This window comes from Methylobacterium variabile (assembly GCF_001043975.1).
GTDB lineage: Bacteria > Pseudomonadota > Alphaproteobacteria > Rhizobiales > Beijerinckiaceae > Methylobacterium > Methylobacterium variabile.
This window is the reverse complement of sequence record NZ_LABY01000344.1, coordinates 1-26,983: the sequence shown is the minus strand read 5'-3', so window position 1 is coordinate 26,983 and position 26,983 is coordinate 1. Positions and strand designations below refer to the sequence as shown.

At 73.2% G+C, this 26,983-nt stretch carries 19 protein-coding genes, 1 other RNA gene and 3 pseudogenes; 6 read left to right on the top strand and 17 right to left on the bottom strand.

Features of this window, described 5'->3' with window-relative positions; translation table 11 throughout:
• Positions 1 to 36: 36 nt before the first annotated feature.
• Positions 37 to 117 (top strand): annotated as a pseudogene (locus VQ02_RS39615) (Mur ligase family protein); the annotation flags it as partial.
• Between the two features lie 18 nt (positions 118 to 135).
• Here VQ02_RS39615 and VQ02_RS32670 read toward each other — a convergent pair.
• The 8 genes and pseudogenes from VQ02_RS32670 to rnpB form a co-directional block, all read right to left on the bottom strand.
• Positions 136 to 807, bottom strand: a pseudogene (locus tag VQ02_RS32670) (Mur ligase family protein); the annotation flags it as partial.
• Between the two features lie 258 nt (positions 808 to 1,065).
• Complete coding sequence (gene mraY / locus VQ02_RS32665) at positions 1,066 to 2,151, bottom strand: phospho-N-acetylmuramoyl-pentapeptide-transferase (RefSeq protein WP_048448433.1); 1,086 nt, start codon at positions 2,149 to 2,151, stop codon at positions 1,066 to 1,068.
• Between the two features lie 79 nt (positions 2,152 to 2,230).
• The gene (locus VQ02_RS32660) at positions 2,231 to 3,715 is read right to left on the bottom strand and encodes a UDP-N-acetylmuramoylalanyl-D-glutamyl-2,6-diaminopimelate--D-alanyl-D-alanine ligase (RefSeq protein ID WP_048448432.1); all 1,485 of its coding nucleotides are present in this window, start codon (positions 3,713 to 3,715) and stop codon (positions 2,231 to 2,233) included.
• Positions 3,712 to 5,169 carry a UDP-N-acetylmuramoyl-L-alanyl-D-glutamate--2,6-diaminopimelate ligase gene (locus VQ02_RS32655; protein ID WP_048448431.1) on the bottom strand — a complete coding sequence of 486 codons (1,458 nt, stop codon included), beginning with the start codon at positions 5,167 to 5,169 and terminating at the stop codon, positions 3,712 to 3,714. The genes VQ02_RS32660 and VQ02_RS32655 overlap by 4 nt, the downstream gene beginning before the upstream one ends.
• Positions 5,166 to 7,040, bottom strand: a complete 1,875-nt coding sequence (locus tag VQ02_RS32650) for a peptidoglycan D,D-transpeptidase FtsI family protein (RefSeq protein WP_425339944.1) — start codon at positions 7,038 to 7,040, stop codon at positions 5,166 to 5,168. The genes VQ02_RS32655 and VQ02_RS32650 overlap by 4 nt, the downstream gene beginning before the upstream one ends.
• Entirely contained in the window at positions 7,037 to 7,498 is a 462-nt protein-coding gene (ftsL, locus tag VQ02_RS32645) for a cell division protein FtsL (RefSeq protein ID WP_048448430.1), read from the bottom strand. Before ftsL ends, VQ02_RS32650 begins: the two co-directional genes overlap by 4 nt.
• Positions 7,495 to 8,514: a 16S rRNA (cytosine(1402)-N(4))-methyltransferase RsmH gene (rsmH, locus tag VQ02_RS32640; RefSeq protein ID WP_048448429.1), complete on the bottom strand. Its 1,020-nt coding sequence runs from the start codon at positions 8,512 to 8,514 to the stop codon at positions 7,495 to 7,497. Before rsmH ends, ftsL begins: the two co-directional genes overlap by 4 nt.
• Positions 8,515 to 8,985: 471 nt before the next feature.
• Positions 8,986 to 9,417: RNase P RNA component class A (gene rnpB, locus VQ02_RS35015), an RNA gene on the bottom strand.
• A gap of 144 nt (positions 9,418 to 9,561) precedes the next feature.
• Between rnpB and VQ02_RS38485 the strand changes: the two genes are divergently transcribed.
• Positions 9,562 to 9,732, top strand: coding sequence for a hypothetical protein (locus tag VQ02_RS38485; RefSeq protein WP_167350815.1), 171 nt, complete (start codon positions 9,562 to 9,564; stop codon positions 9,730 to 9,732).
• A gap of 265 nt (positions 9,733 to 9,997) precedes the next feature.
• On the opposite strand, the gene VQ02_RS32635 is transcribed toward VQ02_RS38485, so the two are convergent.
• Positions 9,998 to 10,438, bottom strand: coding sequence for a VOC family protein (locus VQ02_RS32635; protein WP_048448428.1), 441 nt, complete (start codon positions 10,436 to 10,438; stop codon positions 9,998 to 10,000).
• Between the two features lie 177 nt (positions 10,439 to 10,615).
• Here VQ02_RS32635 and pepN point away from each other — a divergent pair, with 177 nt between their 5' ends.
• A complete protein-coding gene (gene pepN / locus VQ02_RS32630; protein WP_048448427.1) occupies positions 10,616 to 13,273 on the top strand; it encodes an aminopeptidase N in 2,658 nt (885 codons plus the stop codon).
• 198 nt (positions 13,274 to 13,471) lie between these two features.
• Complete coding sequence (locus VQ02_RS32625; protein WP_048448436.1) at positions 13,472 to 15,847, top strand: PAS domain-containing sensor histidine kinase; 2,376 nt, start codon at positions 13,472 to 13,474, stop codon at positions 15,845 to 15,847.
• 168 nt (positions 15,848 to 16,015) lie between these two features.
• Here the strand turns inward: VQ02_RS32625 and VQ02_RS32620 are convergent, their stop codons facing one another.
• From VQ02_RS32620 to VQ02_RS32590, 7 genes are all read right to left on the bottom strand, one after another.
• On the bottom strand, positions 16,016 to 16,504 hold the full coding sequence (locus tag VQ02_RS32620) for a DUF1203 domain-containing protein (RefSeq protein WP_048448426.1): 489 nt from the start codon (positions 16,502 to 16,504) through the stop codon (positions 16,016 to 16,018).
• 230 nt (positions 16,505 to 16,734) lie between these two features.
• Positions 16,735 to 19,668: a bifunctional [glutamine synthetase] adenylyltransferase/[glutamine synthetase]-adenylyl-L-tyrosine phosphorylase gene (locus VQ02_RS32615; RefSeq protein WP_048448425.1), complete on the bottom strand. Its 2,934-nt coding sequence runs from the start codon at positions 19,666 to 19,668 to the stop codon at positions 16,735 to 16,737.
• A complete protein-coding gene (locus tag VQ02_RS32610) occupies positions 19,665 to 21,065 on the bottom strand; it encodes a HAMP domain-containing sensor histidine kinase (protein WP_048448435.1) in 1,401 nt (466 codons plus the stop codon). The genes VQ02_RS32615 and VQ02_RS32610 overlap by 4 nt, the downstream gene beginning before the upstream one ends.
• A gap of 65 nt (positions 21,066 to 21,130) precedes the next feature.
• Positions 21,131 to 21,820, bottom strand: coding sequence for a response regulator transcription factor (locus tag VQ02_RS32605; protein WP_048448434.1), 690 nt, complete (start codon positions 21,818 to 21,820; stop codon positions 21,131 to 21,133).
• Between the two features lie 476 nt (positions 21,821 to 22,296).
• Positions 22,297 to 23,040 carry a YoaK family protein gene (locus VQ02_RS32600; protein ID WP_048448424.1) on the bottom strand — a complete coding sequence of 248 codons (744 nt, stop codon included), beginning with the start codon at positions 23,038 to 23,040 and terminating at the stop codon, positions 22,297 to 22,299.
• A gap of 85 nt (positions 23,041 to 23,125) precedes the next feature.
• Positions 23,126 to 23,497 carry a response regulator gene (locus VQ02_RS32595; RefSeq protein ID WP_048448423.1) on the bottom strand — a complete coding sequence of 124 codons (372 nt, stop codon included), beginning with the start codon at positions 23,495 to 23,497 and terminating at the stop codon, positions 23,126 to 23,128.
• Between the two features lie 146 nt (positions 23,498 to 23,643).
• Positions 23,644 to 24,255, bottom strand: coding sequence for a pyridoxamine 5'-phosphate oxidase family protein (locus VQ02_RS32590; RefSeq protein ID WP_048448422.1), 612 nt, complete (start codon positions 24,253 to 24,255; stop codon positions 23,644 to 23,646).
• Between the two features lie 152 nt (positions 24,256 to 24,407).
• Between VQ02_RS32590 and VQ02_RS32585 the strand changes: the two genes are divergently transcribed.
• Positions 24,408 to 25,205, top strand: a complete 798-nt coding sequence (locus VQ02_RS32585) for a thioredoxin domain-containing protein (protein WP_048448421.1) — start codon at positions 24,408 to 24,410, stop codon at positions 25,203 to 25,205.
• Positions 25,206 to 25,380: 175 nt separating this feature from the next.
• Entirely contained in the window at positions 25,381 to 26,214 is an 834-nt protein-coding gene (locus tag VQ02_RS32580; protein WP_048448420.1) for a beta-keto acid cleavage family enzyme, read from the top strand.
• Between the two features lie 3 nt (positions 26,215 to 26,217).
• On the opposite strand, the pseudogene VQ02_RS38480 reads toward VQ02_RS32580, so the two are convergent.
• Positions 26,218 to 26,983: pseudogene (locus tag VQ02_RS38480) on the bottom strand (lytic transglycosylase domain-containing protein); the annotation flags it as partial.

Here is a 26,983-nt window from a genome sequence, read left to right as displayed (position 1 = left end):
ATCGACCTGACGCCGTCGCTGGCGCCCTCGATCGGCGTGCTCCTCAACATCACCCCCGACCACCTCGACCGCCACGGCGACATGCCGCACTACGCCGCCATCAAGGAGCGGCTCGTGGCCGGGGCCGCCCACGCGGTCGTCGGCGTCGACGACGAGTGGTGCCGGGCGATCGCCGGGCGCCGCATTGATGGCGGCGTAGTGCGGCATGTCGCCGTGGCGGTCGAGGTGGTCGGGGGTGATGTTGAGGAGCACGCCGATCGAGGGCGCCAGCGACGGCGTCAGGTCGATCTGGAACGAGGACAGCTCGATGACGTGGACCCGGTCCGGCGACGGCGGCGCCAGCGACAGGATCGCGGTGCCGATGTTGCCGCCCATCTGCACGTCGCGGCCGGCTTGGCTCAGCACGTGGGCGATCAGCGCCGTGGTGGTCGATTTGCCGTTGGTGCCGGTGATCGCGACGAAGGGCGCGTCGGGTCTCTGCGCGGCACGCTCGCGGCAGAACAGCTCGATGTCGCCGATCACCGGCACGCCGGCGCTTCGCGCGAGATCCACCGTCCAGTGCGGCGCCGGGTGGGTGAGGGGTACGCCGGGGGCGAGGACGAGCGCGGTGAACGCCGTCCACTCCGCCTGCCGCAGGTCTCCGGTCTCGATGCCCTGCCGAGCCGCCGCCTCCATCCGGGCCGGATTGTCGTCGCAGGCGACGACCCGAGCGCTACCGGCCTTGAGGCTGAGCGCGGTCGCGAGGCCCGAGCCGCCAAGCCCGAACAGGGCGACGGTTTGGCCGGCGAAGGTAGTGGAAGGTGTCATGCGTCGATCGGGCCTTCGCGCCGGGGCGGCGCCAGGCCGGCGCCCGGCGCGTCTCTCGAGGCGGTTAGTGAGACGCGGAGCGAGGCTTCGTCAAGCTGTGCCGTGTGGAGAGGTGGGACCGATCTGCCACCCTCCCCCCTTTCCTGGATCCCCTTCCGCTCAGGCTACAGTCGTCCGGGAACGGGGGGATGTCAGGAAATGCAGGCCACTTGCGACCGGTTCGGGAGATGTGTCGAGCCGGTCGCAGGAAGCCATCCCCTACCGCAGCTTCAGCGTCGCCAGGCCGAGCAGCGCCAGGACCACCGCGATGATCCAGAACCGGATCACCACCTGCGGCTCCTTCCAGCCCTTCTGCTCGAAGTGGTGGTGGATCGGCGCCATGCGGAAGACGCGCTTGCCGGTGAGCTTGAACGAGGCGACCTGGATGATGACCGAGAGGATCTCGAGCACGAACAGGCCGCCGACGATGCCGAGCACGATCTCGTGCTTGGTCGCCACCGCGATCGTGCCGAGGAGGCCGCCGAGGGCCAGCGAGCCGGTGTCGCCCATGAAGATCTGGGCCGGCGGCGCGTTGAACCAGAGAAAGCCGAGGCCCGCGCCGATCAGCGCCCCGCACACCACCGCCAGCTCGCCGGTGCCCGGGACGTAGTTCACCTGGAGGTAGGAGGCGTAGATCACGTTGCCGACGAGGTAGGCGATGATGCCGAAGGTGGCCGCCGCGATCATCACCGGCACGATGGCGAGGCCGTCGAGGCCGTCGGTGATGTTGACCGCGTTGCCGGCGCCGACGATCACGAAGCCCGCGAAGGCGACGTAGAACAGGCCGAGGTTGATGATCGCGTCCTTGAACACCGGGAAGGCGAGCCGGTAGGCCAGGCCCGGCGCCGAATACTCCGCCACCGCCACGCAGGCCGCCACCGCGATCAGCGCCTCGAGGGCGAGGCGGAACTTGCCGGAGAAGCCCTTGTGGCTCTGCTTCGTCACCTTGAGGTAATCGTCGTAGAAGCCGATCGCCCCGAAGCCCAGCGTCACCATCATGGTGATCCAGACGTAGTGGTTGCGCGGGTTGGCCCAGAGCAGCACCGCCACCAGCACGCCGGCCAGGATCATCAGCCCGCCCATGGTGGGGGTGCCGCGCTTGGTCAGGAGGTGGGATTGCGGGCCGTCCTCGCGGATCGGCTGGCCCTTGCCCTGGCGCAGGCGCAGGAGCGAGATGATCCAGGGCCCGAACCAGAACACGAAGAAGCCCGCCGTGAACAGCGCGCCGCCGGTGCGGAAGGTGATGTAGCGAAACACGTTGAGCGGCGAGAACACGCCGCTCAGGTCGGAGAGGAGGTAGAGCATCCCGGGGGCATCCGATCGTGGGCGAGCGGCAGCACCGGGTTTATGCCCGCACCGCTGCGACAGGGGTCCTTAAGGTGGCTCAGCCGGATCGGCCGACGGCGAGATCCTGGTCCGCGCCGCCCGCGTAGCGGGCTTTGAGCGCCTCGACAATCCTGCCCATGCGGGTGCTGTTCGAACCCTTGACCATCACGGCGTCGCCGGGCCGGACGGCCTCGAGCACGAGGTCGACGAGCTCGGCCGACCCCGCCCGCGCGCCGGCGCGCCGGGAGGCCGGCAGCGCCTCGAACAGCTCCTGCATCATCGGCCCGGCAGTGAAGACGAGGTCGATGCCGTGCTCCTCCACGGACTCCGCGAGTTCCCGGTGCAGGCGGGCGGCGTCGGTGCCGAGCTCCAGCATGTCGCCGAGGATCGCGATGCGGCGGCCCGCGGTCTCGACCCCGGCGAGCGTGCTGAGCGCCGCCCGCACCGAGGCCGGGTTGGCGTTGTAGCTCTCGTCGACGAGGAGCGCCTCGCCCCCGGCGACCCGCAGCATCGTGCGGGCGCCGCGCCCGGCCGGCGGGCGCAGCTGCGCCAGCGACAGGGCGGCGAGCGCCAGGTCGGCGCCGAGCGCCTGCACGGCGGCGATCACCGCGAGCGAGTTCAGCGCCGTGTGCCGGCCCGGGGTGCCGAGCTGGTAGGTGACGGGCAGCCCCATCGCCCGCACGTCGACGATCGAGAGGTCGGGCCGCATCACGATGCGCTCGGCCCGCACGTCGGCCTCGCGGTGCTCGCCGAAGCTCACCACCCGCCCGGCCCGGGAGGCCAGCGCATGGGCCTTGAGGCGCTCGAAGTTCGGGTTGTCGCGGTTGATCACCGCGACGCCGCCGGTCTCGAGCCCGTAGAAGATCTCGCCCTTGGCGTCGGCGATGCCCGACAGCGAGCGGAAATGCTCGATATGGACCGGCTCGACCGTGGTGACGATCGCGATCTCGGGCCGGACCAGGCGGGTGAGCGGGGCGATCTCGCCGGCATGGTTCATGCCGACTTCGAACACCCCGAAGGCGCAGGTCGCCGGCATCCGGCTCAAGGTCAGGGGCACGCCCCAGTGGTTGTTGTAGGAGGCGACCGAGGCGTGCGTGGGCCCTTGCGCCGCGAGTACGTGGCGCAGGGCTTCCTTGGTGCCGGTCTTGCCGACTGAGCCGGTGACGGCGAGCACCCGCGCGCCCGTGCGGGCCCGCGCCGCGACCGCGAGGCCGCGCATCGCGGCGAGCACACCATCCCCGTCCCTTGCCTCGGCGCAGGCCGGCACCGCGATCAGCGGTCCGGCCCCGGCGAGGTCGGCCGCCCGTTCCTCGGACACCACCGCGGCGCCGGCGCCGCGGGCAAGGGCATCGCGCACGAAGTCGTGGCCGTCGCGGGCCTCGCCCCTGATGGCGAAGAACAGGTCCCCGACCTTCAGGGTGCGGGTGTCGATCGAGATCCCGGACAGGGAGTGTACGGCCGAGGACCGGGCGGCATCGTCCGCGACGATGCGGCCGCCCATGGCGGCGGCGGCGTCATCCAGGGTCCAGAGGGGCTCGGTCATGCGCGGGTCTCCTCGATCGCGCTCAGGACCGCGTCGCGGTCGGAGAAGGGCAGCGTGCGGTCGCCGATGATCTGGCCGGTTTCATGACCTTTGCCAGTCACCACCAGCACGTCGCCGGCCCGGAGATCGCGCACCGCCGCCCGGATCGCTTGCGAACGGTCGCCGATCTCCTCCGCGCCCGGGGCCGCCGCCAGGATCGCGGCCCGGATCGCCGCCGGGTCCTCGCTGCGGGGATTGTCGTCGGTGACGATGACCCGGTCGGCCTTGTCGGCCGCGATGCGGCCCATCAGCGGGCGCTTGGCCCGGTCGCGGTCGCCGCCGCAGCCGACGACACAGACGAGGCGCCCGGCCGTGAACGGCCGCAGGGCATCGAGGACGCCGGCCAGCGCATCGGGCTTGTGGGCGTAGTCGACGACGCAGAGGGCGTCGCGCACCGTGCCGACCCGCTCGAGCCGGCCGGGCACGCCCGCGAGCCCCCCGAGGGCGGCGATCACCTCCGCCTCGCGCCCGGCGCCGGCGGGCGTCGCGAGAACGAGGCCGGCGGCGAGCAAGGCGTTCTCGACCTGGAACGCCCCGACGAGGGGCAGGTCGACGGTGTGGGACGCGCCCTGGAGGGCGATCTCGAGGCGCTGAGCGAAGCCCTCGGTGCGGGCGGAGACGAGGCGGATCCCCTCCCCGGCCCGGCCGGTGGTGACGAGGGGCAGGCCCCGCGCCCGGACCGCCGCGACGACCGCGTCGCTTCGCGCGCCGTCGGCGTTGACCACGGCGGTGCCGCCCTCCGGCAGCAGGGTCGTGAACAGCCGGAGCTTGGCCGCGAGATAGGCCTCCGGCGTGCCGTGATAGTCGAGGTGGTCGTGGCCGAGATTGGTGAAGCCCGCCGCCGTCAGGCGCACCCCGTCGAGGCGGCTCTGCTGGATGCCGTGCGAGGAGGCCTCCATCGCCAGTTCGGTCACGTTGTCGCGGGCGAGGTGGTCGAGCGTCCGGTGCAGGGTGATCGGGTCGGGAGTGGTGAGCGAGCCGTAGGCGGCGCCGGAGGTGGTGATGACCCCCAGCGTCCCGAGGCTCGCCGCCTCGCGGCCGAGCCGGCCGAGGATCTGGCGCACGAAATCGGCGACCGAGCTCTTGCCGCTGGTGCCGGTGACCGCCACCACGGTCCCGGGCTGGCCGGGATGCAGGCGGGCGGCGGCCTCGGCCAGCGCACGGCGGGCATCGGGGACCGGGACGTAGGCGACGGCGTCGGGCAGGTCGGCGGGCCGCTCGCCCTCCGCCACCATCGCGACGGCGCCCGCCGCCGCGGCCCTGGCGGCGAAGAGGCGGCCGTCGGCGACGGTGCCGGGCACCGCCAGGAACACGAAGCCCGGCTCGACCTTGCGGCTGTCGGCGGCGAGGCCGGCGACCGCGAGGTCGCCGGCCAAACCGGATTCGGGGAACAGGTCGCGAAGGGTGAGGCTCATCGCCCGTCCACCTGGTTGGCGTGGTAGGCGCCGAGCTTGACCATCAGCGGGAAGGGCTTCACCGGCGGCTCGAATTGCGGCGGCAGGCCGAGGATCGGGGCGACCCGGGCGATCGTCCGGCCGGTGACGACGCCGGAGTTCCAGGCGGCGGTGGCGTAGGTGCCGGATTCCGCCGCCACGGCCTGCGGCTCGTCCATGATGGTCACGAACAGGTATTTCGGCTTGTCCATCGGCGCCGCGGCCATGAAGGTGGTGAACAGGCGGTTCTTGACGTAGCGGCCGCGGATCACCTTCTCGGCCGTGCCGGTCTTGCCGCCGACGTAGTAGTACGGGATCGCCGCCTTCTTGGCCGAGCCCTCGACGGCATTGAGGCGCATGATGAAGCGCATCGCCTCGCTGGTCTGGGGCGAGAGCACCTGCGTCGCCTTCTCGCGCGCCTCGGCCTCGGTCCGCTTGAGGAAGGTCGGCGTCATCAGGAAGCCGCCGTTGGCGATCGCCGCCACCGCGGCGGAAGCCTGGAGCGGGGCCACTGCGAGGCCGTGACCGAACGCGATCGTGATGGTGTTGATCTCGGTCCAGCGCGGCGGGATGATCGGCTCGGCGCTCTCGGGCAGTTCGGTGCGCAGCCGGTCGAGCAGGCCCATCTTCTTCAGGAAGGCCTTGTGGCCGGGCACGCCGATGCCGAGGGCCATCTTGGCCGAGCCGATGTTGGACGAGTGCGTGAACACCTCCGGCATCGTGATGACCCGGTTGGTGCCGTGGTACTCGTGGATCTTCTGCCGGCCCCAGTGCAGCACGCCGCCGCGGGTGTCGAAGGTCGAGTTGACGGTGAACTTGCCCGAATCGAGCGCCATCGCCAGCGTCATCGCCTTGAAGGTCGAGCCCATCTCGTAGACGCCGACGTTCATCCGGTTGATCCGGTCGGGGTCGAGGGCGTCGGCCGGCTCGTTGGGATCGAAGTCCGGCAGGGAGGCGAGCGCGATGACCTCGCCGGTGGTGACGTCGAGGATCAGGCCGGCGGCCGCCTTGGCGCGGTAATGCGCCATGCCCCAGGCCAGCTCGTCGCGCACGGCGTGCTGGGCGCGCAGGTCGATCGAGAGCTGGACCGGCGCCATGTCGGCCGCCTTCTGGACGAAGCCGAGGCTGTTGAGATCGCGCAGGCCCTGGCGGTCGATGTACTTCTCGATGCCGGCGATGCCGACATTGTCGAGGTTGGTCACGCCCAGGATGTGGGCGGCGGCGGTGCCGTTGGGATAGACCCGCTTGTGGTCGGGCAGGAAGCCGACGCCCGGAATGCCGAGGCGGTGCACCTCGACCTGCTGGCGCGGGGTGATCTCGCGCTTGACCCAGACGAAGCCCTTCTTCGACGACAGCTTCTCGCGCAGGTCGCGAGCGTTGATCTCGGGCAGGACGGCGGTGAGGAGCTCGACCGCCTCGTCCTTGTCATAGATGTTCTTCGGCTCGGCGAAGACCGAGACGGTGCGGATGTCGGTGGCCAGGATCTCGCCGTTGCGGTCGATGATGTCGGGCCGGACCTGGGTGGTGCCGCCGGCCTCGGCCCGGCGGGCCTGGGCCGTCACCGGGTCGTCCGGCATCACGGCGAACTGGACGAGGCGGCCCATCAGGGCGAGGAACACCGCGCCGAAGACGAGGCTGACGAGGCCGACGCGGGCGGCGCTGCGCTCCACCGAGAGGCGGAACATCGCCGTGATGCCGCCGCGCAGCAGGCCGGCGAGGCTGCGGCGCGGCGCCGGAGCGGGCGCGTCGTCGGCGTGGCCGACCGCGGCCGGAGCCGCGGGGCCTTCCGCGCCGGGGTCGCGGTCCCGGGGGTCGTGAGCCTGGAAATCCTGATCCTGGGTCACGGCGCTCACCTCTTGGCCGTCGGGGTGCGGGTGGTCGTGGAGCCGGTCGTTGTGGAGCCGGTGGTGCGGGGCTCCTCGGTGCGTGCGGCGGTGGCGCCGGTGGTGGAGGCCTGGCGTTCCCTGGCGGCCGGGGTCGCCGTGGCGGTGAGGCCGAGGGCCTCGAGCTTGCGGGCGATCTCGTCGCCGCGGTCGGCCTTGGCCGGCAGGTCGGCGAGGCGGCCGAGATGCGTCGTGCCGATCGGCTCGAGAGTCAGGTACTTGTCGACCGCCGCCTGAAGCCGGTCAGGCCGGGTCAGGAGCTGCCACTCGGCGCGCAGCACCGCGATCGCGTCGCGCTCCTTGCGCAGGCGGGTCTTGAGCTTGGCGACCTGCTCGGCCTGGTAGAGCGTGTCGTACTTGATCGAGTAGGCGTAGATGGCCGAGGCGATCAGCCCGGCGATCGCCGCGAGGTGCAGGAGGCGGATCACCGGCGCCCTCCCCGCGGCTGGACCTCGGGCAGGGAGGCCAGGGCCTCCAGCGCCGTGAGCGGCGGCGGCGCCGGGGCGTCGGTGCGCTCGCCGGCGCGCAGCTTGGCCGAGCGGGCGCGGGGATTGGCGCGGCACTCGGCCTCGCCGGCGGCAACCGGCCCCTTGGTGGCGAGGGTGAAGCTGCGCGGCGCGGGCTGGGAGGCCATCGGCAGGTGGCGCGAGGCCGCCACCGCCCGGCCGCTGCGGGCCGAGAAGAACTGCTTCACGATGCGATCCTCCAGCGAGTGGAAGGTGACCACCGCGAGGCGGCCGCCCGGCCGCAGGGTGTGCTCGGCCGCGTGCAGCGCCCGCTGCAATTCGCCGAGCTCGTCGTTCACCGCGATGCGCAGGGCCTGGAAGGTCCGGGTCGCCGGATGGATGCCGCTGCCGGGCTCAGCCCGCACGACGCCGGCGACGATCTCGGCGAGCGCCGCCGTGCTCTCGATGCGGCCGCGCCGGCGCGCCTCGATCAGCGCCCGCGCCACGGCCCGGGCCCGGCGCTCCTCGCCGTAATGGTAGATCACGTCGGCGAGCGCGGCCTCGGAGGCCTCGTTGACGAGGTCGGCGGCGCTCTCGCCGTCCCGCTCCATCCGCATGTCGAGGGGGCCGTCGTGCCGGAACGAGAAGCCCCGCTCCGGCTGGTCGAGCTGCATCGACGACACGCCGATGTCGAGGACGACGCCGTCCGCGTCGGAGAACCCGTTGTCCCGGGCGATGGCGTCGAGGTCGCCGAAGCGGCCCTGCACCAGCACGAGGCGCCCGGCCTGCGCCGCCACGAGAGCCTGGCCCGCCGCGATCGCGGTCGGGTCGCGGTCGACGGCCAGCACGCGGTTCCCGGGATGGGCCGCCAGGATGGCCCTGGTGTAGCCGCCGGCCCCGAAGGTGCCGTCGATCACCGCCGCCGGCTCGGACCCGAGGCGGAGCGCGCCCAGGACCTCGTCGAGCAGGACCGGGATGTGGGGGGCTGTGTCCGTCACGGCCGGCCCTCCCGCGCGAGCGGGGCCGGTTCCATTCGGGCGAAGGCGCACCGCGCGCGGGCGCGCACTGACGCGTGACGATCCATGATGCTCCGCTGTCCGCACGAGCCGGGCCGAGGCCGGCCGGGATCGGCGCCAGGGCGCCGCTTTGCCCACGCCCGACATCGACGCGCGACCATCACGCCTGCGCAAGCAGGAGGCGGCCGCCGATGCTGGAATCGCCGTGGACGGGGTGGCTCGGGGTATCATGGGCCTCTGGGGTCGTCAACGCGAGGACACGCGGCGGGCAGCACCCGCCCGTGTGCCATCAGAGACCAGCAAGGTTAACGAAGGCTTGTGCCTGCAGCGGGCGCCGCCGGAAAGTCGAGGCGGGCGCGCCTGTTCGGCCACGGGCCCGGATTTTACGTCGGCAATGCCTCGCGCCCGCTGGATTCCAGCTGGCGCGGCCCTAGCGCCACTGTCCGGGAATTGGGTATCAGCCGGCCTGTAAGCCGGGTTCTGTATGGCCCGGACGACCCGAAGGTCCCCCGGACGTGGCGGCCATTCCTCTGGGACGGCCGTTGCCGGCCGCCTCGAGCAACCAACCCGGGCGACGGGCCTGAAGAAAGCCCTGCGCGGCGAGCCGCGCGTGCCGCCCCTATTCGGTTTTGCTCCCGGTGGGGTTTGCCGTGCCGTCCGCGTTGCCGCGTCCGCGGTGCGCTCTTACCGCACCCTTTCACCCTGGCCGCGGCGGGTCCCGAAGGGCCCGCGATGCGGTGGTCTGCTCTCTGTGGCACTGTCCCTGGGGTCGCCCCCGCCGGACGTTATCCGGCACCGTCTCTTCATGGAGCCCGGACTTTCCTCCCCGGCCCTCCCGCGCGGGAGACCCGCCGACAGGACCGGAGCGGCCGCCCGGCCGGCTGACGGCGTCGATGTGCGCTGCCCAGGTCCCCGCGTCAAGGCGGCGGTGCTCCGGCGGGGCCGGGTTGCCGCGCCGCCGCCGGTCCCTACCTGCCCTGGCTCAAGGCCGTCCCGAAGGCGCGGCCGCCGATCACGGAGGCAACCCTGATGAGCGAGAACATCGAGGCGGGCTGGACCCTGGAGACCGTGCAGCAGCTCAAGGCCATGGCGCGGGAGGGCGTCCCGGCGTCGGTCATGAGCCTGAAGCTGAAGCGGCCGGTCACGGCGATCCACGCCAAGCTGGCGGAGCTCGGCATCACCCCGACGGCCGAGACCTGACCGGCGGAGGCTCGAAACCGACAGGCCGCGAAACCTCCATCGTCATTCCGGAGCCGAGAGAGCGGAGCCCGGAATCGAGACGCGCAGAGCCTTCAGGATGAAGCGGGCGGTGTTCCGATCCGTTCGGCACCGCCTGCGGTTCTGGATTCCGGGCTCCGCTGTCGCGGCCCCGGGATGACCGAGCGGGCGTCGGGCCCGTCAGGGCCCATCAAAGGCCCTGACCCAGAGAGAAGAGACGGGCCGTCACCGGCCCGCCCGCCTCCCCTCACCAGCTGCCGGTGTTCTGCATCGAGGCCCAGGGCTCCTGCGGCGGCTTGGCGCCGCCCTTCTGCAGGATCTCGATCGAGATGCCGTCGGGCGAGCGCACGAACGCCATGTGGCCGTCCCGCGGCGGGCGGTTGATGATCACGCCGGCATCCTGCAGCTTCTGGCAGGTCGCGTAGATGTCGTCGACCTGATAGGCCAGGTGGCCGAAGTTGCGCCCGCCGGTATACTCTTCCGGATCCCAGTTGTAGGTGAGCTCCAGGAGCGGCGACTTGGTGTCCTTCGCCCGCGCGGCGTCGCCCGGGGCGGCCAGGAACACCAGGGTGTAGCGCCCCTTCTCGCTCTCGGTGCGGCGCACCTCCTGGAGGCCGAACTTGTTGCAGTAGAAGTCCAGCGCCCGATCGAGATCGGCGACGCGGACCATCGTGTGCAGGTATTCCATGGCGCTCCATCCTCGGTTCAGGCGCTTTTCGCCGATCCGGCGTCGTAGCTAGAGCGCCCACCGCCGGAGTGGAGGCCGGCCCGGCGGCCGCCGCGGAGATCCTGCGTTGCGCCCGGGCGTCCCGCGGTGCAAAGGCTCATTCCCCCGCCGCCCCGCGCGACCGCCCGCGAGACCGCCATGCAGACGATCGTTCGCCTCGCCGATTACCGCCCGAGCGACTACCTGATCGACCGGGTCGAGCTCGACGTGCGCCTGCATCCGACCGAGACCCGGGTCACCGCGACGCTGGCGCTCCGGCCGAACCCGGCGGGCGAGGCCGGCGCGCCCCTCGTCCTCGACGGCGACGAATTGACCCTGCTGGCCGTCGCCCTCGACGGGCAGCCGACGGGCCCGGGCGCGATCGAGGTCACCCCCCGGGCGCTGACCCTGCACCAGCCGCCGCAGCGTCCCTTCGTGCTCGAGATCGAGACGCAGGTGAACCCGAGCGCCAACACCAAGCTGATGGGGCTCTACCGCTCGAACGGCGTCTACTGCACCCAGTGCGAAGCCGACGGCTTCCGGCGCATCACCTACTTCCTCGACCGGCCGGACGTGATGGCGGTCTACACCACCCGGATCGAGGCCGACCGGGACGAGGCGCCGGTCCTGCTCGGCAACGGCAACCCGGTCGAGCAGGGCGAGGCCGGTCCGGGGCGCCACTACGCGATCTGGCACGACCCCCACCCCAAGCCCGCCTACCTGTTCGCCGTCGTCGGCGGCCGCCTCGGCCGGGTCGGCTCCCGCTTCACCACCATGGAGGGGCGCGAGGTCGAGATCGCCGTCTACGTCGAGCCCGGCAAGGAGGGCCGCGCGAACTTCGCCCTCGACGCGGTCGCCCGCTCGATGGCCTGGGACGAGCGCACCTTCGGCCGCGCCTACGACCTCGACGTCTTCAACGTCGTCGCGGTCTCCGACTTCAACATGGGCGCGATGGAGAACAAGGGCCTCAACATCTTCAACGACAAGTACGTGCTGGCGAGCCCCGACACCGCGACCGACGCGGACTACGCCAACATCGAGGCGATCATCGCCCACGAGTACTTCCACAACTGGTCCGGCAACCGGGTGACCTGCCGCGACTGGTTCCAGCTCTGCCTCAAGGAGGGCCTGACGGTCTTCCGCGACCAGGAATTCTCCTCCGACGAGCGCTCGCGCCCGGTCCACCGCATCGCCGAGGTGCGCACCCTTCGCGCCCGGCAGTTCCCGGAGGATGCCGGCCCGCTCGCCCACCCGGTGCGGCCGCAGGCCTACCGCGAGATCAACAACTTCTACACCGCGACGGTCTACGAGAAGGGCGCCGAGATCGTCCGGATGCTGCGCACCCTGCTCGGCCCCGAGGTCTTCCGGCGCGGGATGGACCGCTACTTCTCCACCTGCGACGGCACGGCCGCCACGGTGGAGGACTTCCTCGCCGCCTTCGCCGCCGAGAGCGGGCGCGACCTCGACGCCTTCGCCCGCTGGTACGCCCAGGCCGGCACGCCGACCGTCGCGGTCGCGGGCGCCTACGACGCGGGGCGCAGGACCTACACCCTGTCGTTCCGCCAGAGCCTGCCGGTCATCGCCACCGAGGCCGCGGCGGCGGCCGAGCCCCGGCCCCTGGTGATCCCGGTCGCGCTGGGCCTCGTCGCCCCGGGTGGCGGCCCGGCGGCGGGCCGGAGCGAGCGGGTGTCCGACGGCGTCTTCGTGCTCGAAGCGCCGGAGGACAGCCTCGTCTTCACCGATGTCGAGGCCGCGCCGGTGCCGTCGCTGTTTCGCGGCTTCTCGGCCCCCGTGAAGGTCGACCACGCGCTGACCCGGGACGAGCGCCTGACGCTGCTCGCCCATGACGGCGACGCCTTCAACCGCTGGCAGGCGGCCCAGAGCCTCGCCATGGAGGTGCTGGTCGCCCGCGCCACGGCGGGCGCCCCGCTGGCGGCGGAGGCCGGGCCCGAGGGCGACGCCCTCGGCCGGGCGCTCGCGACCTTCCTCGACGGCGAGGCCCTGGCCGATCCCGCCTTCGCGGCCCTGGTGCTGACCCTGCCGGGGGAGCAGGAGGTGGCGCAGGCCATCGGCGCCGACGTCGACCCCGACGCGATCTGGCGCGCGCGCCAGACCCTCAGGGTGCAGCTCGGCCGCAACCTCGGGGCCCGGCTGCTCGGCCTTCGCGACGCGCTGGCGCAGCCGCCCGGGGCGCCCTTCAGCCCGGACGCCGCCAGCGCCGGCCGCCGGGCCCTGCGCAACGCCGCCCTCGACCTCGTGGCGGCGGCCGATCCGGAGGGCGGCACCGCGCTCGCCGTGGCCCAGCTCGAGGACGCCGTCACCATGACGGACCGCCTCGCGGCCCTGGCGCCCCTGAGCCTGGTGCCGGGCGAGGCCCGGGAGGCGGCGCTCGCGCGCTTCGGCGAGACCTATCGCGACGAGCCCCTCGTGCTCGACAAGTGGTTCGCCCTCCAGGCGATGATCCCCGAGGCCGGGACCCTGGAGCGGGTCCGCGGGCTGATGCGCCACCCGGCCTTCTCCCTCGGCAATCCGAATCGGGTCCGCTCCCTCGTCGCCAGCTTCAGCCTCAACAATCCGACGCAGTTTCATCGCCCGGACGGGGCCGGCTACGATCTCACGGCGGAAGTGGTGCTGGCCCTCGACGGAAAAAATCCCCAAGTCGCGGCGCGCCTGCTAACTGCTTTCAATACTTGGCGTATGGTCGAGGACGGGCGCCGCCAGCGGGCCGCCGAGGCCTTGCGCCGGGTGGCCGGGACGCCCGGCCTCTCCCCTGACGTCAGCGACATCGCCGGGCGATCGCTGGCCCCACTCAAATGACGACCAACTGATTGCGATCACTGACAGAATCACGAACGGCCGGCCGATTCCGGCGCGTTCCGCTCACTGGTTAACACTTCATTTCCAAGGCGCGAAGCGCTGGACAAAATGCTTGTGGAAATGCCAGATTGAGGCTCGATTCGGAGGCCTGCCGGGAACCTCCGCGGCACCTGTCTTTGTTCCGTTGGGGGTTTGGGTATGCTGGAGGCGGATCCCGCCCCCTTCTCTGCGCGTGCCGCCACGATCCTCGGGATCAGCCGGGCTTCGAAGGCCGCGCACCAGCGCCTCGCCCATGCTGAATCCTGGCTCCGGTTCGCCGTTCCGGCGATGCTGGCGGCGTTCCTGGTCTGCCTCGCCACCGTCACCGCCCTGCAGCTCTCCGGTCATCGCGAGGAGGTGGTCGGCGACGCCCGGCGCGACATCGACCTCGTGGCCCGCCTCCTGGCCTCCACGCTGCCGTCCTCGCTCGCCCGGCTTCCCGGCGCGGTGGCGTCGGAATTCCAGGGGCCGGGGGTCCTGGCACCGACACTCCTGGCACCGACACTCCTGGCGCCGGCGGCCCTGCGCGAGCGGCTGGTGCGGCTGATCCCGTCGGGCGGCCTGCCGGCGGGCCGCAGCGTCCTGCTGATCGGCGCCGACGACGCGATCCTGGCAGCGCTGCCGGAGCAGCCCGCCCTGCCGCGCAGCTTCAGCGAGTTCGTCGGCGAGGTCCAGGTGCTCGGCATCATGGGCGAGCGCGCCGGCGTGCTCCCGGTCGTGCTCGGCAGCGGCGAGCGGGCGCTGGCAACGGTGCGGGCGGTGCCGGGCGGTGCCGGCATCGCGCAGGTCGCGGTGGTGCAGACCCTCGATTCGGTGACCGTGGTCTGGGCCGGGCGGGCGCGCATCGCCGCGGTGCTGGTCGGCGCCGTGACGCTCGTGGTGGTCTGCACCGGCCTCGCCTACGCGCTCCAGGCCGACCGCGCGCGCGCCGTCGACCGGGTCTGCGAGCAGGTGCGCCAGCGCCTCGACACGGCGCTCGGTCGCGGGCGCTGCGGCCTGTGGGACTGGGACATCCCGCGGGGCCGGATCTACTGGTCGGACTCGATGTACCAGCTGCTCGGCTACGTCCGGGAGCAGGAATTCCTGTCCTTCGGCGACGTCAACGGCCTGGTCCACCCGGACGACACCGACCTCTACGGCCTCGCCCGCCAGCTCGCCGCCCGGGACGCCACCGTCGACCACGAGTTCCGCATCCGGGCCGCGGGCGGCGAGTGGGTCTGGCTCAAGGCCCGGGCCGAGATCGTGCAGGACCTGGAGGACAACGGCCGCCACCTCGTCGGCATCGTCATCGACATCTCGGAGCAACGCCGCCTCGCCGAATCGACCGCCACCGCCGACATGCGCCTGCGCGACGCCGTCGAGGCGGTGTCCGAGGCCTTCGTGCTCTGGGACGCGCAGAACCGGCTGGTCCTGTGCAACTCCAAGTTCCGGCGCCTGCATGCCCTGACGGCCGACGAGGCCCAGCCGGGTCGCCGCTACGACGCCATCATGGGCCGCGCCGCCCTGCCGACCGTGCGGCGCGAGATCCCCGCCGGCGAGTTCCCGGAGGCGGGAGCCCGCACCTTCGAGGCCGAGCTCGCCGACGGGCGCTGGCTGCAGATCAGCGAGCGCCGCACCAAGGACGGCGGCTACGTCTCGGTCGGCACCGACATCACGGCCCTGAAACGGCACCAGGAGCGGCTCGTGGAATCGGAACGCCAGCTCATCGCCACCATCGCGGACCTCAAGCGCTCGCGCCGGACCCTCGAGATCCAGACCCAGCAGCTCGCCGACCTCGCGGAGCGCTACCTCGACCAGAAGGCCCAAGCCGAGAGCGCCAACCGCTCGAAGTCCGAGTTCCTGGCCAACATGAGCCACGAGCTGCGCACCCCCCTCAACGCCATCCTGGGCTTCGCCGAGGTGATGGAGAGCGAGGTCTTCGGATCGCTCGGCTCCGAGAAGTACCGCGAGTACTGCCGCGACATCCGCTCGAGCGGCCACTACCTCCTGTCGGTCATCGACGACATCCTCGACATGTCGCGGATCGACGCCCGACGGGTGAAACTTGCCAAGCAGCCGGTGGCGGTGAGCGAGGCGCTGGAGCGCGCCCTCAAGCTGATCGCCGAGCCGGCCCGGGCCAAGGGGCTGACCGTCAGCGTCGAGATGAGCGCCGACGCCCTGGTGATGGCCGACGAGCGCGCCCTGCACCAGATCCTGGTCAACCTGCTGCAGAACGCCGTGAAGTTCACCCCCGAGGCCGGCCGGGTGGCAGTGCGCACGCGGCGGGCGATCGACGCGGTCCACATCTTCGTCGAGGACAGCGGCATCGGCATCCCGAAGGCCGCCCTGCCCAAGCTCGGCTACCCGTTCGAGCAGGTCGAGACCAACTTCGCCCGCAGCTACAAGGGCTCCGGCCTCGGCCTCGCCATCGCCCGCTCGCTCGCCGAGCTCCACGGCGGCGGCCTGCGCATCCGCTCCGAGGAGGGCACCGGTACGATCGTGCTGGTGCGCCTGCCCCGTCCCGGCCTCAAGGACGCCGCGCATATCGAGGCGTGAGAGGGTCGGCCGAGGCCCATCGGGCGGCAGCGTCCCCGATGCGTCCCCAGCCGTGCGGAGGGCGCGCAGGGGAGCCCGGCGAATCGCGTTCCGCCATGTTCGCATCAATTTCGCTCGCCGCGATCGCGGGTGGAGCTGCCGGGTAAGGGGGCACTGGCAGCGACGCCCCTAAGGTCGATCGGCCACGCGCGTCACCAGCGACAGCAGGCATCCCGGCCGCGCGGTGTGGATGTTCACGAACGCCGTACGGGCGTCGCCGAGCGCCCGACGCAGGGGAGCGTCGACATCCAGGCCGGCGCAGACGTGGCCGAGATCGTAGAGACACTGATCCCGGAGATCGTAGGCCCGAACGGAAACCAGCGGGTTCGCCCGCACGATCGGCGCGACGTCGTAGACGGCGTCCGCGCGGGGGCATGCCGCCTCGTGCACGAAGATCGGGCTCGGCGTCCAGTAGATGCCCTGCGGTTTCGGCAGGTCATAGGACCCGAGAAGCACCGCTTCGCCCGGCTCGGCGAGCCGCAGGCAGTGGCGGCATGGGTAGGACCCATCGGGTGTTGCGATGAAACGCCGAACCTGGTTGCCCCGGTCGTCTGTCCCGGTCTCCCGAAAACGATCGGCCGTCTCGGTGGCGATCGGGATGCATTGAAAATCGGTCATGCGGTCACCTCCCCGCCGAGGATTGAGCGTCGCGGGGAGGCGCCGCATCCCGCTTCTTGCGCTCGAATCGCAACGGTCAGGGGGCCCGGGCTTCACGAAAGGCCCCAGGACCGCCCGGGCACCTCCCCGATCCTGGCGGGGACATCGTCGAGGTCGCGAGCGTGTCGATGCGGTCCGCGACGGTCGGCGCCTGTGCGCGGATCTCCGCCACAACCGACGTCAGATCGTGGTCATGCGTCCCTGGCCGTACCGGACGCAGCCGCCCCCAGGATCGCTCCGAACGCCTCCCTTACCCCGGCCCGCGTCTCGGCGAGCTGGGACGTCAGCGCCGCCTCGTCGGGCTGGCCGAGGGCCGTGGCGAGGCGCGCGCGGGCCGCCGGCGGGGCGGTGCGGCCGAAATCGCCCTCGACCATCAGGCGCTGCCAATGGTGGACGTCGTCGAGGAGGCGGTAGGCAGTCACCAGGCGGCCCGCGAGCCCGGCCTCGATGAGCCCGTGCGCGCCGGCGCGCTCCAGCACCGCGGGGGCGTCGAGGCCGGCGAGGTCGGGATGCGCGGCGGCGTGGGACAGGACCAGGGCCTGACCCAGGAAGTCGAGGTCGAGGAGCCCGCCCGGGGCGAGCTTGAGGTCGAGGGGACCGTGGTCGCCCTTCTCCCGCTCGACGAGCGCGCGCATCGCCCGCACCTCGCCGGCGACGAGGCCCGGATCCCGGGGCTGCCCGACGACCGCCGCCGCGGCGGCGTCGGCCTCCGCCATCAGGCCGGGATCGCCGGCGATGGCCCGGGCGCGGGTGAGGGCCATGTGCTCCCACAGGGCCGCCTCCTCCCGCCAGTAGGCCGCGAAGCGGTGCCACTGGTTGGCGATCGGCCCCTGGCCGCCGCTCGGGCGCAGGCGCAGGTCGACCTCGTAGAGCCGGCCGCGCCGCGTCGGCACGGTGAGGGCCGCGACGAGGCGCTGGGTCAGGCGGTTATAGTAGACCGCCGCGTCGAGGGAGCGCCTGCCGTCGCTCTCGCGGCGGGCCTGGTCGAAGTCGTACAGGACCACGAGGTCGAGGTCGGAATCGGCCGTGAGCTGGCGCGAGCCGAGGCGCCCGAGCCCGAGCACGGCGATCCGCCCCTCCGGCACCCGCCCGTGCTCCTCCGCGAAGGCGGCCTCGACGGCCGTGAGCGCCGCCGCGACGGTGGCCTCGGCGATCCCCGCATAGGCCCGGCCGGCGCCGGCCGGCGGCAGGATGCCGGAGAGGAGCCGCGCCCCGGTGACGAAGCGCAGCTGGCGGGCGGCGTCGCGGCTGCGGTCGAGGAAGTCCTCGAGGTCGCGGGGCTGGCCGAGGCTCAGGCGGAACTGGCCGCGCAGAGCCGCCGCCTCGGTCACCGGCGCCACGAAGGCGGGATCGATCACCGCGTCGAGGACGTGGGGGCTGAACGAGACGGTGTCGGCGAGGCGCGGCACCGTGCCGAGGAGGTCGGCGAAGAGCAGCCGCAGCCGCTCGTGCGAGCGCAGGATGGTGAGGAGCTCGACCGCCGCCGGCATCCGGCCGAAAGCCCGGTCGAGGGCGGCGAGCGCGCCGTCCGGATCGGCGGTGCCGGAGAGCGCCTGGATCAGGGCCGGCACCAGCTCGGTCAGCACCTCCCGGGCCCGCGGGCTCGTCACCGCCGCGCGGCGGCCGAAATGCCAGCCCCGCACCGTCTCGGTCGCCCGCTCCGGCGCCCGGAAGCCGAGGCGGCGCAGGGTCGCGAGGGTCTCGGGATCGTCCTCCGAGCCGGTGAAGACGAGGTCCCCGACCTCCGCGGCGAGATCGGGCTCGGCCTCGAACAGCAGGGCGTAGTGCCCCTGCACGCGGCGCGCCTCGGCGGTCAGCGCCTCGCCGAAGGCCGCCTCGTCCGGGTAGCCGAGGAAGCGGGCGAAGCGGGCGAGCTTGGCGGCATCGTCTGGCAGGCGCTGGGTCTGCTCGTCCGCCACCATCTGCAGCCGGTGCTCGACCGCGCGCAGGAACCGGTAGGCCCGGCTCAGCTCGTCGCGGGCCTCGGGCGTGATCCAGCCCTCGTCGTGGAGGGCGGCCAGCATCTCGAGGGTGCGCCGGCCGCGCAGGGACGGGCGCCGTCCGCCGAAGACGAGCTGCTGGGTCTGGACGAAGAACTCGACCTCGCGGATGCCACCGCGCCCGAGCTTGATGTCGTGGCCGGCGACCGCGATGGCGCCGTGGCCGCGCACGGCGTGGATCTGCCGCTTCATCGCGTGGACGTCGGCGATCGAGGCGAAGTCGAAGTACTTGCGCCAGATGAACGGCCGCAGCTCGGCCAGGAACTCGTCCGCGCGCGCCAGGTCGCCGGCCACCGGCCGCGCCTTGATGAAGGCGGCGCGCTCCCAGTTCTGCCCGACCGTCTCGTAATAGGTGTAGGCCGAGGGCAGCGACAGGGCGGTCGGGGTCGAGCCGGGGTCGGGCCGCAGGCGGTAATCGACCCGGTGGACGTAGCCGTCGGCGGTGCGCTCCTGCAGCAGCTTGGCGACCGCTTGCGCGATCCGGCTGAAGAATGGCGTCGCCTCGACGCCCTCGCGCAAGGGGGCGGCGTCGGGATCGAACAGCACGATCAGGTCGACGTCGCTCGAGTAGTTCAGCTCCCCCGCCCCGAGCTTGCCCATGCCGAGGACGATCAGGCCGGAGCCCTCCTGCGGCCGGGCCGGATCGGCGGGGCGGAAGCGGCCGGTGCCGGCGGCCTGGACCAGGGCGGCGTCGACGGCGGCGCTCACCGAGGCGTCGGCGAAGTCGGACAGGGCCGCCGTCACCTGCTCCAGCGACCAGACGCCGCCGATATCGGCCAGCGCCACCAGGAGCGCGTGGGCGGCGCGGTTGCGGCGCAAGGAGCGGGCGACGTCGCCGCCGGCGAGACCGGCCCCGCGCTGGTCGGCGAGGATCGCGGCGTTCGTCTCCTCCGGCGGCCGCCCGAGCAGGCCGGCGAGGCGGGCCGGGTCGCGAGCAGCGAGGCCCCAGAGGAACGGCGAATGGTCGGCGAGGCCGAGGAGGAGGTCGCGGGCCGGGCCCTCCTGCCCGAGCGGGGCGGCGAGGTCCGGCGCCTCGGCGAGGAGGTCGTCGAGGCGGGAGCGCGCCCGCTCCGGCTCGGCGAGGCGGGGCGCCCGGGTCAGGCGCGCGGCGAGGGATCCGGTCACGCCGCGACCTCGCGGGTGGCGGCCGCCGGCAGGCGCAGGGTCGCGCGCAGGCCCGGCGCGTTGTCCTCAAGGGCGAAGGTGCCCTGGTGCAGGCGGGCGACCGCGTTGACGAGACTCAGGCCCAGACCGAAGCCCGGCCGGGTGCGGGCGGTCTCGAGCCGCACGAAGCGCTCCAGCACCCGGCCGCGCTCCGCCGCCGGAATGCCCTCGCCCCGGTCGGCGACCGTGAGCACCACGCTGCCGTCCTCGCGCCGGGCCGCCACGCAGACCACGGGCTCTGCGGCACCTGCCCCGTATTTCAGGGCGTTGTCGATCAGGTTCGCCATCGCCTGTCCGATCAGCTCGCGGCTGCCGTGCAGCACGAGGCCGTCCTCGACCTCGGTGCGCAAGCCCACGCCGCGTTCCTCCGCCACTGCTTCGTACAGCTCCGCGACCTCGAGGGCGACCGCCCCGGCGTCGAAATCCGCGAGACCCTCCCGGGCATTCCCGGCCTCGAGCCGGGCGATCATCAGGAGCGCGTTGAACACCCGGATCAGATTGTCGCTCTCCTCGATGTTGGCCTCCAGCGCCGCCCTTAAGGAATCCGGGTCGCTGCCCTCGCGCAGGGCCGCGTCGGCCTTGTTGCGCAGGCGGGTGAGCGGGGTCTTGAGGTCGTGGGCGATGTTGTCCGAGACCTCGCGCATGCCGCGCATCAGCTCGCCGATGCGGTCCAGCATGGCGTTGAGGTTGCTCGCCAGCCGGTCGAGCTCGTCGCCGGTGCCGGCGAGCGCCAGCCGTCCGTCGAGGTCGCCCGCCATGATGCCGCGGGTGATCTCGGTCATCTGGTCGACGCGCTTGAGGACTCGCTGGGCGATGAACCAGCTCCCCAGGAAGCCTAAGCCCACCACCAGCATCAGCGACCAGGCGAAGGCGCGCCCGATCACCGCGCGCAGGCGGTCGCGCTCCTCGACGTCGCGGCCGACGAGGAGGCGGAAGCCGCCCGGCAGGGTGAAGATGCGCACGATCGCCCGGTGGTCGAGGCGGTCGCCGTCGGTGGCACGGCCATACGCGGTCTCGGTCTGGCCGGGCTCGGCGAGGATTCCGGGCGGCAGCGCCTCGACGTTGCCGACGACATGCTCGCCCGCCGGGGTGGTGACGAGGTAGAGCGAGGCGCCGGGCTCGCGGGAGCGGCGCTCGACCACGCCGACGAGGCGGCGGATGCCGCCCGAGGCGTACTGGTCGGACAGGCCGTTGATCTCCGCCTCGATGGTCGAGACGATCTGGTCGTCGAGGACGCGCCGGGCGTTCCAGGCGACGTAGCCCAGGGCGAAGAACGCGAAGGCGGCGAAGACCAGGAGGTAGGCGAGCGAGAGCTTGAAGGCGGTGGTGCGAAACAGCGTGCCGAGGCGCGCCAGCACGCCGTCGTGCCCCGTCGCGGTCGTGAGTGCGGTCCTGGCCGGGGCACCCCGGAGGTCCGGGGCGCTCACGCCTCGCCGCCGGCCCGGACCATGTAGCCGGCGCCCCGCACGGTGTGGATCATCGGGCGGTCGAAGCCCTTGTCGACCTTGGCGCGCAGCCGGGAGACGTGGACGTCGATGACGTTGGTCTGCGGGTCGAAGTGGTAGTCCCAGACGTGCTCGAGCAGCATCGTGCGGGTGACGACCTGCCCGGCATGGCGCATCAGGTATTCCAGCAGGCGGAACTCCCGCGGCTGGAGCGGGATCTCCTGGCCGGCCCGGGTGACCCGGTGGGACAGCCGGTCGAGCTCCAGGTCGCCAACGCGGTAGCTCGTCGCCTCGGCCCCGCCGCTCCCGCCCCGGCGGCGGGCCAGCACCTCGATCCGGGCCATCAGCTCGGAGAAGGCGTAGGGCTTGGGCAGGTAGTCGTCGCCCCCGGCCTTGAGGCCCTTCACCCGGTCGTCGACCTGGCCCAGCGCCGAGAGGATCAGCACCGGCGTCTCGACGCCCTGCTCGCGAAGCGAGCGGATCAGCGACAACCCGTCGAGCTTCGGCAGCATCCGGTCGACCACGAGGACGTCGTAGGCGCCCTCACGGGCGAGCGCGTAGCCGTCGAGCCCGTCATCCGCCGTGTCGGCGACGTGGCCGGCTTCGCGAAAAGCCTTGGACAGGTAGGCGGACGCCTCGCGGTCGTCCTCGATGATCAGGAGACGCATGTCGGGCATTGTAGAGCGCTCGCAGGCCGAAGTGGACACCGGTTCGGCGGGGGAGCGCGCATCGTCGTCGCAGGAGCGCGCGTCGACGCGGCGATCGCCGGCCGGGCGGGTCCGGGGCGCGGGAGCCCCGCAGGCGGTCGCGGCTCCGCCCCGGGCTGGCCCCGCCCGACGCGCCGCAGTTCGGGGGGTGGGATGCGGCACGTCGGGCGTCGCCGCCGGGGAGTCGGCAGGCCGGGCCATGTGGGGCCCGGCCTGCCGCGGCGCGGTGCACCGGGTCGTCTGGGGGCGACGATGAAACCCGGCGCCTCGGCCCTCGGGGCCTGCGGCGCGGCGGCGCCCCGGGGGTTTGAGGGCGACGCCGCGTCCGGCGACACACGCTTTATGGAGCCTCGCGGCTTACGCCCGCGTCTCCGCTCCATGAACTGTGCGTAATCTTCGCCGACCGGCGCCCGGTCGCGGCCCGCCCTCAGGGCACGTCACACCACCGGCGGCGCGGTGGCGGCGGCGTCCGGGGCCGGCGACTTGGTGCCGGAGACGAGGGGGCCGTCGCCGTGGCGCAGGGTCATCGCCAGGGCGATCAGCGCCAGCACCGCCGCGACCACCGCCGGAACCAGGAAGGCGCGCTCGCCGTAGGCGCCGTGCAGCATGCCGCCGGTGATCGCCCCGACCGTGAGGGCGGCCCAGAGCGGCGCCTGGATCCAGAACGACGGCGAGGGATGGCCGAGCAGCAGGTTCGCCAGGCCGGTGCCGAAGCGCACGACCGCGCCGGTCACGTAGGTGAGCGCCAGGCTGCGGCCCTCCTCGTCCTGCAGCACGGCGTTCTGCATCCCGAGCGCCAGCACGATCGGGTAGGCGTGGAGCGGGAACTCTTCGGGCCCGCGCGGCATGATCAGGCCGACGCAGAGCAGCATTGCCTGGAGGCCGAGCAGCACCGCGAGCCGCCAGTAGCCGACGGCCGCGGCGAGCAGGGTGCCGAGGAACGCACCGAAGCAGAACAGCGCGATCGTGCTGCCGACCCGGGTGACGTTGCCCCAATCTCCCAGGCTGACCGCGGCGCCGAGACGGGTGGTGTTGCCGCTCATGAACGACATGAACAGCTGCGCGAATTCGAGGAACCCGATCGCGTCCGCGCAGCCCGCCAGCGCCGACAGGGCCAGCGCGAACGGCACGCGCGTGTTCGCGGCGGCCGGAAAGGCCTTGGTTTCCTTGTCTGCAACCATTCAGCCTCTCTCCTGTCCTTCCGTCGGGGCAGATATCGCTCCGATGCAGAACAGGGTGAGAGCGTGACGGTTCCGTCGCGCTGCGTCAGGCGCGGCGCAGGCCGGGCAGCACCTCGGCCAGGGCGTTGTAGTCGAACGGCTTCGACCAGGCGGGGATCGCGCCGTAATCGGTCGGGATCGCGGCGGTGTCGTATCCGGTGGCGAAGACCATCGGGACGCCGCGCGCGGTCAGCTCGGCCACCAGCGGGTAGACCAGCTCGCCTCGGAGATTGATGTCCAGCACCGCCAGGTCGAGAGGTCGGGATCCCAGCAGCGCCCACGCCTCCTGGACCGTCGGCACCGGGCCGACCACCTCGACGCCGTGGCGGATCAGGGCGCGGGAGATGTCGTCGGCGATGAAGTACTCGTCCTCGACCACGAGCACCCGGAGAGGATCGCGCTTCTCATCGTCTGTCATCGGTCGATCCTCACGCCGGCCGCCGCGCTCGCGCGGGCGGATACCCCCGGAAGAGTACAGCAACACAACGGGCTGAGTCTCTCTGTTCGCGCACAGCCCGCGAGGCCGGGAGCCCGGGCGGCAGGTGACAGGCGCGAGCCGGCGCCTCAGTAGAGCCGCGTCCGGTAGGACTCCTCCACCGCCCGCTCGGCCTCCGCGACGGCGATCGCGCCGGTCTGCTCGGCGAGCACCCGACCGAGGCTCGGGAAGGTCGCCCGCGGCACCTGCGACGCGGGGTCCCAGAGCCGCGCGCGCATCACCGCCTTGCCGCAGTGGAAGAAGGCCTCGCGCACCGACACGACGAGGCCGGTCGCCGGCACCTTGCCCTGGGCGGCCAGCGGCGCCAGCAGCGCCGCCTCGGTGGTGATGCGGGCGGTGCCGTTCACCCGCAGGGTCTCGGTGATGCCCGGCACGAGGAAGATCAGCCCGATGCCCGGCGCGGCGAGGAGGTTGACGAAGCTGTCGGCGCGGTTGTTGCCGCGCCGGTCCGGGATCAGCAGGGTGGCGTCGTCGATCACCTGGACGAAGCCGGGGGCGTCGCCCCGCGGGCTCGCATCGGCGCCGCCCTCGGCGTCGGCGGTGGCGACCACCAGGAACGGCGAGAGCGCGATGAACGCGCGGGCATGGCCGTCGAGCCGGGGCATCACCTTGCCCTCGGCCAGGCGGCTGACCGGGCCCATGTGGTCGCGTAGGCCCGCCGCGTCGCGAATCTCGTCCATCCGGTCCCTCCGCCCGCTGCGGCCTCTTGTCCGCCGGCCCGCCGCGGGCCCGGCAGGGCGGCCCGCCCTATCTCGGGAAGGGTGCGGGCTCAGCGCGGTCGACGCAAGCGATGAAACCTCTCGGCACGACGCGGTCCCGGCGAATCCCCGCGATGCGGCGCGCCGGCCTCGCGGCCGTGCTCGCCGGCCTCGCAGGCCCGGCCGCGGCGGGCCTGACGCCGAAGGACCTGTCCCAGGTCGGCCTGGCACCGCCCCCCGGGGCGCGTGCTCCCCTCGACGCCACCTTCACGGACGCCGCCGACGGCCGGCGCCTGAGCCTCGGCCAGGCACTCGCCGGCCGGCCCGCCCTGCTGATGCCCCTCGACTACGCCTGCCGCAACGTCTGCGACCCGATGCTCGCCGTCGCCGGCACGGCCTTGTCCGCCACCGGCCTCGCGCCGGGGGCGGATTATCGGCTCGTCACGCTCGGCCTCAACCCGCGCGCCGACGCCGCCACCGCCCGCTCCATGGTGGCGGCGCAGCTCGGCGAGGGCAGCCTCCTCGCCGGTGCCGTGGTGCTCACCGGGGCGCCGGGGCCGGTCGAGGCAGTCACCCAGGCGGTGGGCTATTCCTACGCCTACGACCGGGACACGGAGTCCTACGCCCACCCGGCCGGCGCCCTGGTGCTCGCCGGGGACGGCCGGGTCGCCCGCGTCCTGTCGCCCCTCGCCATGACGGCCCGCGACCTGCGCCTCGCCCTGGTGGAGGCCGGGGAGGGCCGGGTCGGCGGGCTCGCCGACCGGCTGGTGCTGCTCTGCTACGGCTACGATCCGCAGACCGGGGTCTACACGCCCCTGATCCGCCGCGTCCTCGCGGCGTCGGGCGCCGCCACGGTGGCGGGCATCGCCCTCCTGGTGCTGTGGCTGCACCGCCGCTCGCGGCGCGCCGACCGGGCGCGGCCGGCCTCGTGACCGGACCGATCCGGGCTGGGCGGCGGCACGCGGGCGGTGCAGAGTGCGGCCGCCGCGAGAGCGCGACGGGGAACCGCGAGGAAGGCCGCGGCGCGGCGAGATCCCGACGCCCGCCGCCCGAGAGAGCGGCTCAGGCAACGACAAAGACGCTTCCGAAGAGAGCTGAGAGACCCGGATGGCACTGCCCCTCGTCATCACGGTGGCGCCCAACGGCGCCCGCCGCACCAAGACCGACCATCCCGCCCTGCCGATCGACCCGCGGGAGATCGGCCTCGAGGCCGCCCGCTGCCGCGAGGCCGGGGCAGCGATGATTCACCTGCACGTGCGGGACGCGGAGCAGCGCCACACCCTCGATCTCGACCGCTACCGCGCGGCGCTCGCCGCGGTGCGCCGGGAGGCGGGGCCGGAGATGATCTGCCAGGTCACCACCGAGGCGGTCGGACTCTACAGCCCGGCGGAGCAGATGGCGGCGATGCGGGCCCTGAAGCCCGAGGCGTTCTCGGTCGCCCTGCGCGAGCTCTTCGCCGAGCCGGAGGAGGAGGCCGCGGCCGCCACCTTCCTGGCGGAGCAGGCCCGGGCCGGGGTGCTGGTGCAGCACATCCTCTACGATGCCGGCGACGTCACCCGCTTCCAGGGGCTGGCGGCGCGGGGGCTGATCCCGCTCGAGGGGGCGAGCGCGCTGTTCGTGCTCGGCCGCTATGCGGTCGGCCAGCGCTCGGACCCGGCCGACCTGCTGCCGTTCCTCACCGCCTGGCACTCCGAGCACCGCCTCGACCTGCCCTGGGCGCTGTGCGCCTTCGGCCCCCGGGAGGCGGCCTGCCTGGTCACGGCGGCGGCGCTCGGCGGGCATGCGCGGGTCGGGTTCGAGAACAACCTGTGGCGGCCGGACGGGAGCCTGGCGCCCGACAACGCGTCGCAGGTCGCCGAGCTGGCCGCCCTGGCGCGGGCGATCGGCATCGCCGTCGCGACGCCGGCACAGGCGCGGGGGCTGTTCGCCGGGGAGGCGTGAGGCCTACTGGCTGATCGCCGCGGCGGCAGCCTCGGGGGCCGCCGCGGCGGTCTGCGGCACCGGGGCGGCGGGCTTGCGCAGGACGAAGTGGCGGAACTCCACCGGGCGGCGCGGCGGCAGCGGCGCGGTGGGGGCGGCCTCGGCCGGTGCGGCGGCGGATGCGGCGGCCACCGTGGACGCCGCCGGCGGCACGGCCGCGGAGGGAGCCGGCGCGGCGGGCGTCGCGGCGAGGCTCACCGTCTGGCCGGAAGTCGGGAACGGCAGGCCGGCGACGGCCGAACTGCCCGCATAGGCGAGGGCCGGACCGGCGGCCGGGCTCGGGGCCGGGTGGAAGGCCAGGGAGGCCGGGCGGACCGGCGGCAGCGGCACGGTGATCGTCGCCTCGGCGGACGGCCCTGCGGGCTGCTGGGCCACGGCGTCCTGCGCCGCGGCCGGCGCGAGCGCGGCGACCTGCTGCGGGGCCGTGGGCTGGGGCAGCGTGAATTGCGGCGCGGCGCCGGCCGGAGCGACGGCGCTCGACAGGGCCGTGACCGACGGGTCGGCGGAGGCGGTGGCGGTCGTCGCCGCTGGCCGGCCGCCGAAGACGTTGTTGAAGAACTTGCCGATCGGGTTGGCCGGAAGCTCCCGGACCGGCGGCGCCTCGAGCTCCGCCACGTCGGTGCGGATGCCGGCCCGCTTGGCGGCGTAGTAGTAGCCCCGGGCGTAGTAGCTGTAGGCCTGGGCCTCGTTGCCGTGGGCGGTCTTGTAGGCGCCGGCGAGGTAGGCGACG

Bases quoted from the DNA above. Each gene is read 5' to 3' on its own strand.
- mraY (WP_048448433.1), bottom strand. From the start codon at position 2,151: ATGCTCTACCTCCTCTCCGACCTGAGCGGCGTGTTCTCGCCGCTCAAC.
- VQ02_RS32660 (WP_048448432.1), bottom strand. From the start codon at position 3,715: ATGACCGAGCCCCTCTGGACCCTGGATGACGCCGCCGCCGCCATGGGC.
- VQ02_RS32655 (WP_048448431.1), bottom strand. From the start codon at position 5,169: ATGAGCCTCACCCTTCGCGACCTGTTCCCCGAATCCGGTTTGGCCGGC.
- VQ02_RS38485 (WP_167350815.1), top strand. From the start codon at position 9,562: ATGAGCGAGAACATCGAGGCGGGCTGGACCCTGGAGACCGTGCAGCAG.
- VQ02_RS32635 (WP_048448428.1), bottom strand. From the start codon at position 10,438: ATGGAATACCTGCACACGATGGTCCGCGTCGCCGATCTCGATCGGGCG.
- pepN (WP_048448427.1), top strand. From the start codon at position 10,616: ATGCAGACGATCGTTCGCCTCGCCGATTACCGCCCGAGCGACTACCTG.
- VQ02_RS32625 (WP_048448436.1), top strand. From the start codon at position 13,472: ATGCTGGAGGCGGATCCCGCCCCCTTCTCTGCGCGTGCCGCCACGATC.
- VQ02_RS32620 (WP_048448426.1), bottom strand. From the start codon at position 16,504: ATGACCGATTTTCAATGCATCCCGATCGCCACCGAGACGGCCGATCGT.
- VQ02_RS32605 (WP_048448434.1), bottom strand. From the start codon at position 21,820: ATGCGTCTCCTGATCATCGAGGACGACCGCGAGGCGTCCGCCTACCTG.
- VQ02_RS32600 (WP_048448424.1), bottom strand. From the start codon at position 23,040: ATGGTTGCAGACAAGGAAACCAAGGCCTTTCCGGCCGCCGCGAACACG.
- VQ02_RS32595 (WP_048448423.1), bottom strand. From the start codon at position 23,497: ATGACAGACGATGAGAAGCGCGATCCTCTCCGGGTGCTCGTGGTCGAG.
- VQ02_RS32590 (WP_048448422.1), bottom strand. From the start codon at position 24,255: ATGGACGAGATTCGCGACGCGGCGGGCCTACGCGACCACATGGGCCCG.
- VQ02_RS32585 (WP_048448421.1), top strand. From the start codon at position 24,408: ATGCGGCGCGCCGGCCTCGCGGCCGTGCTCGCCGGCCTCGCAGGCCCG.
- VQ02_RS32580 (WP_048448420.1), top strand. From the start codon at position 25,381: ATGGCACTGCCCCTCGTCATCACGGTGGCGCCCAACGGCGCCCGCCGC.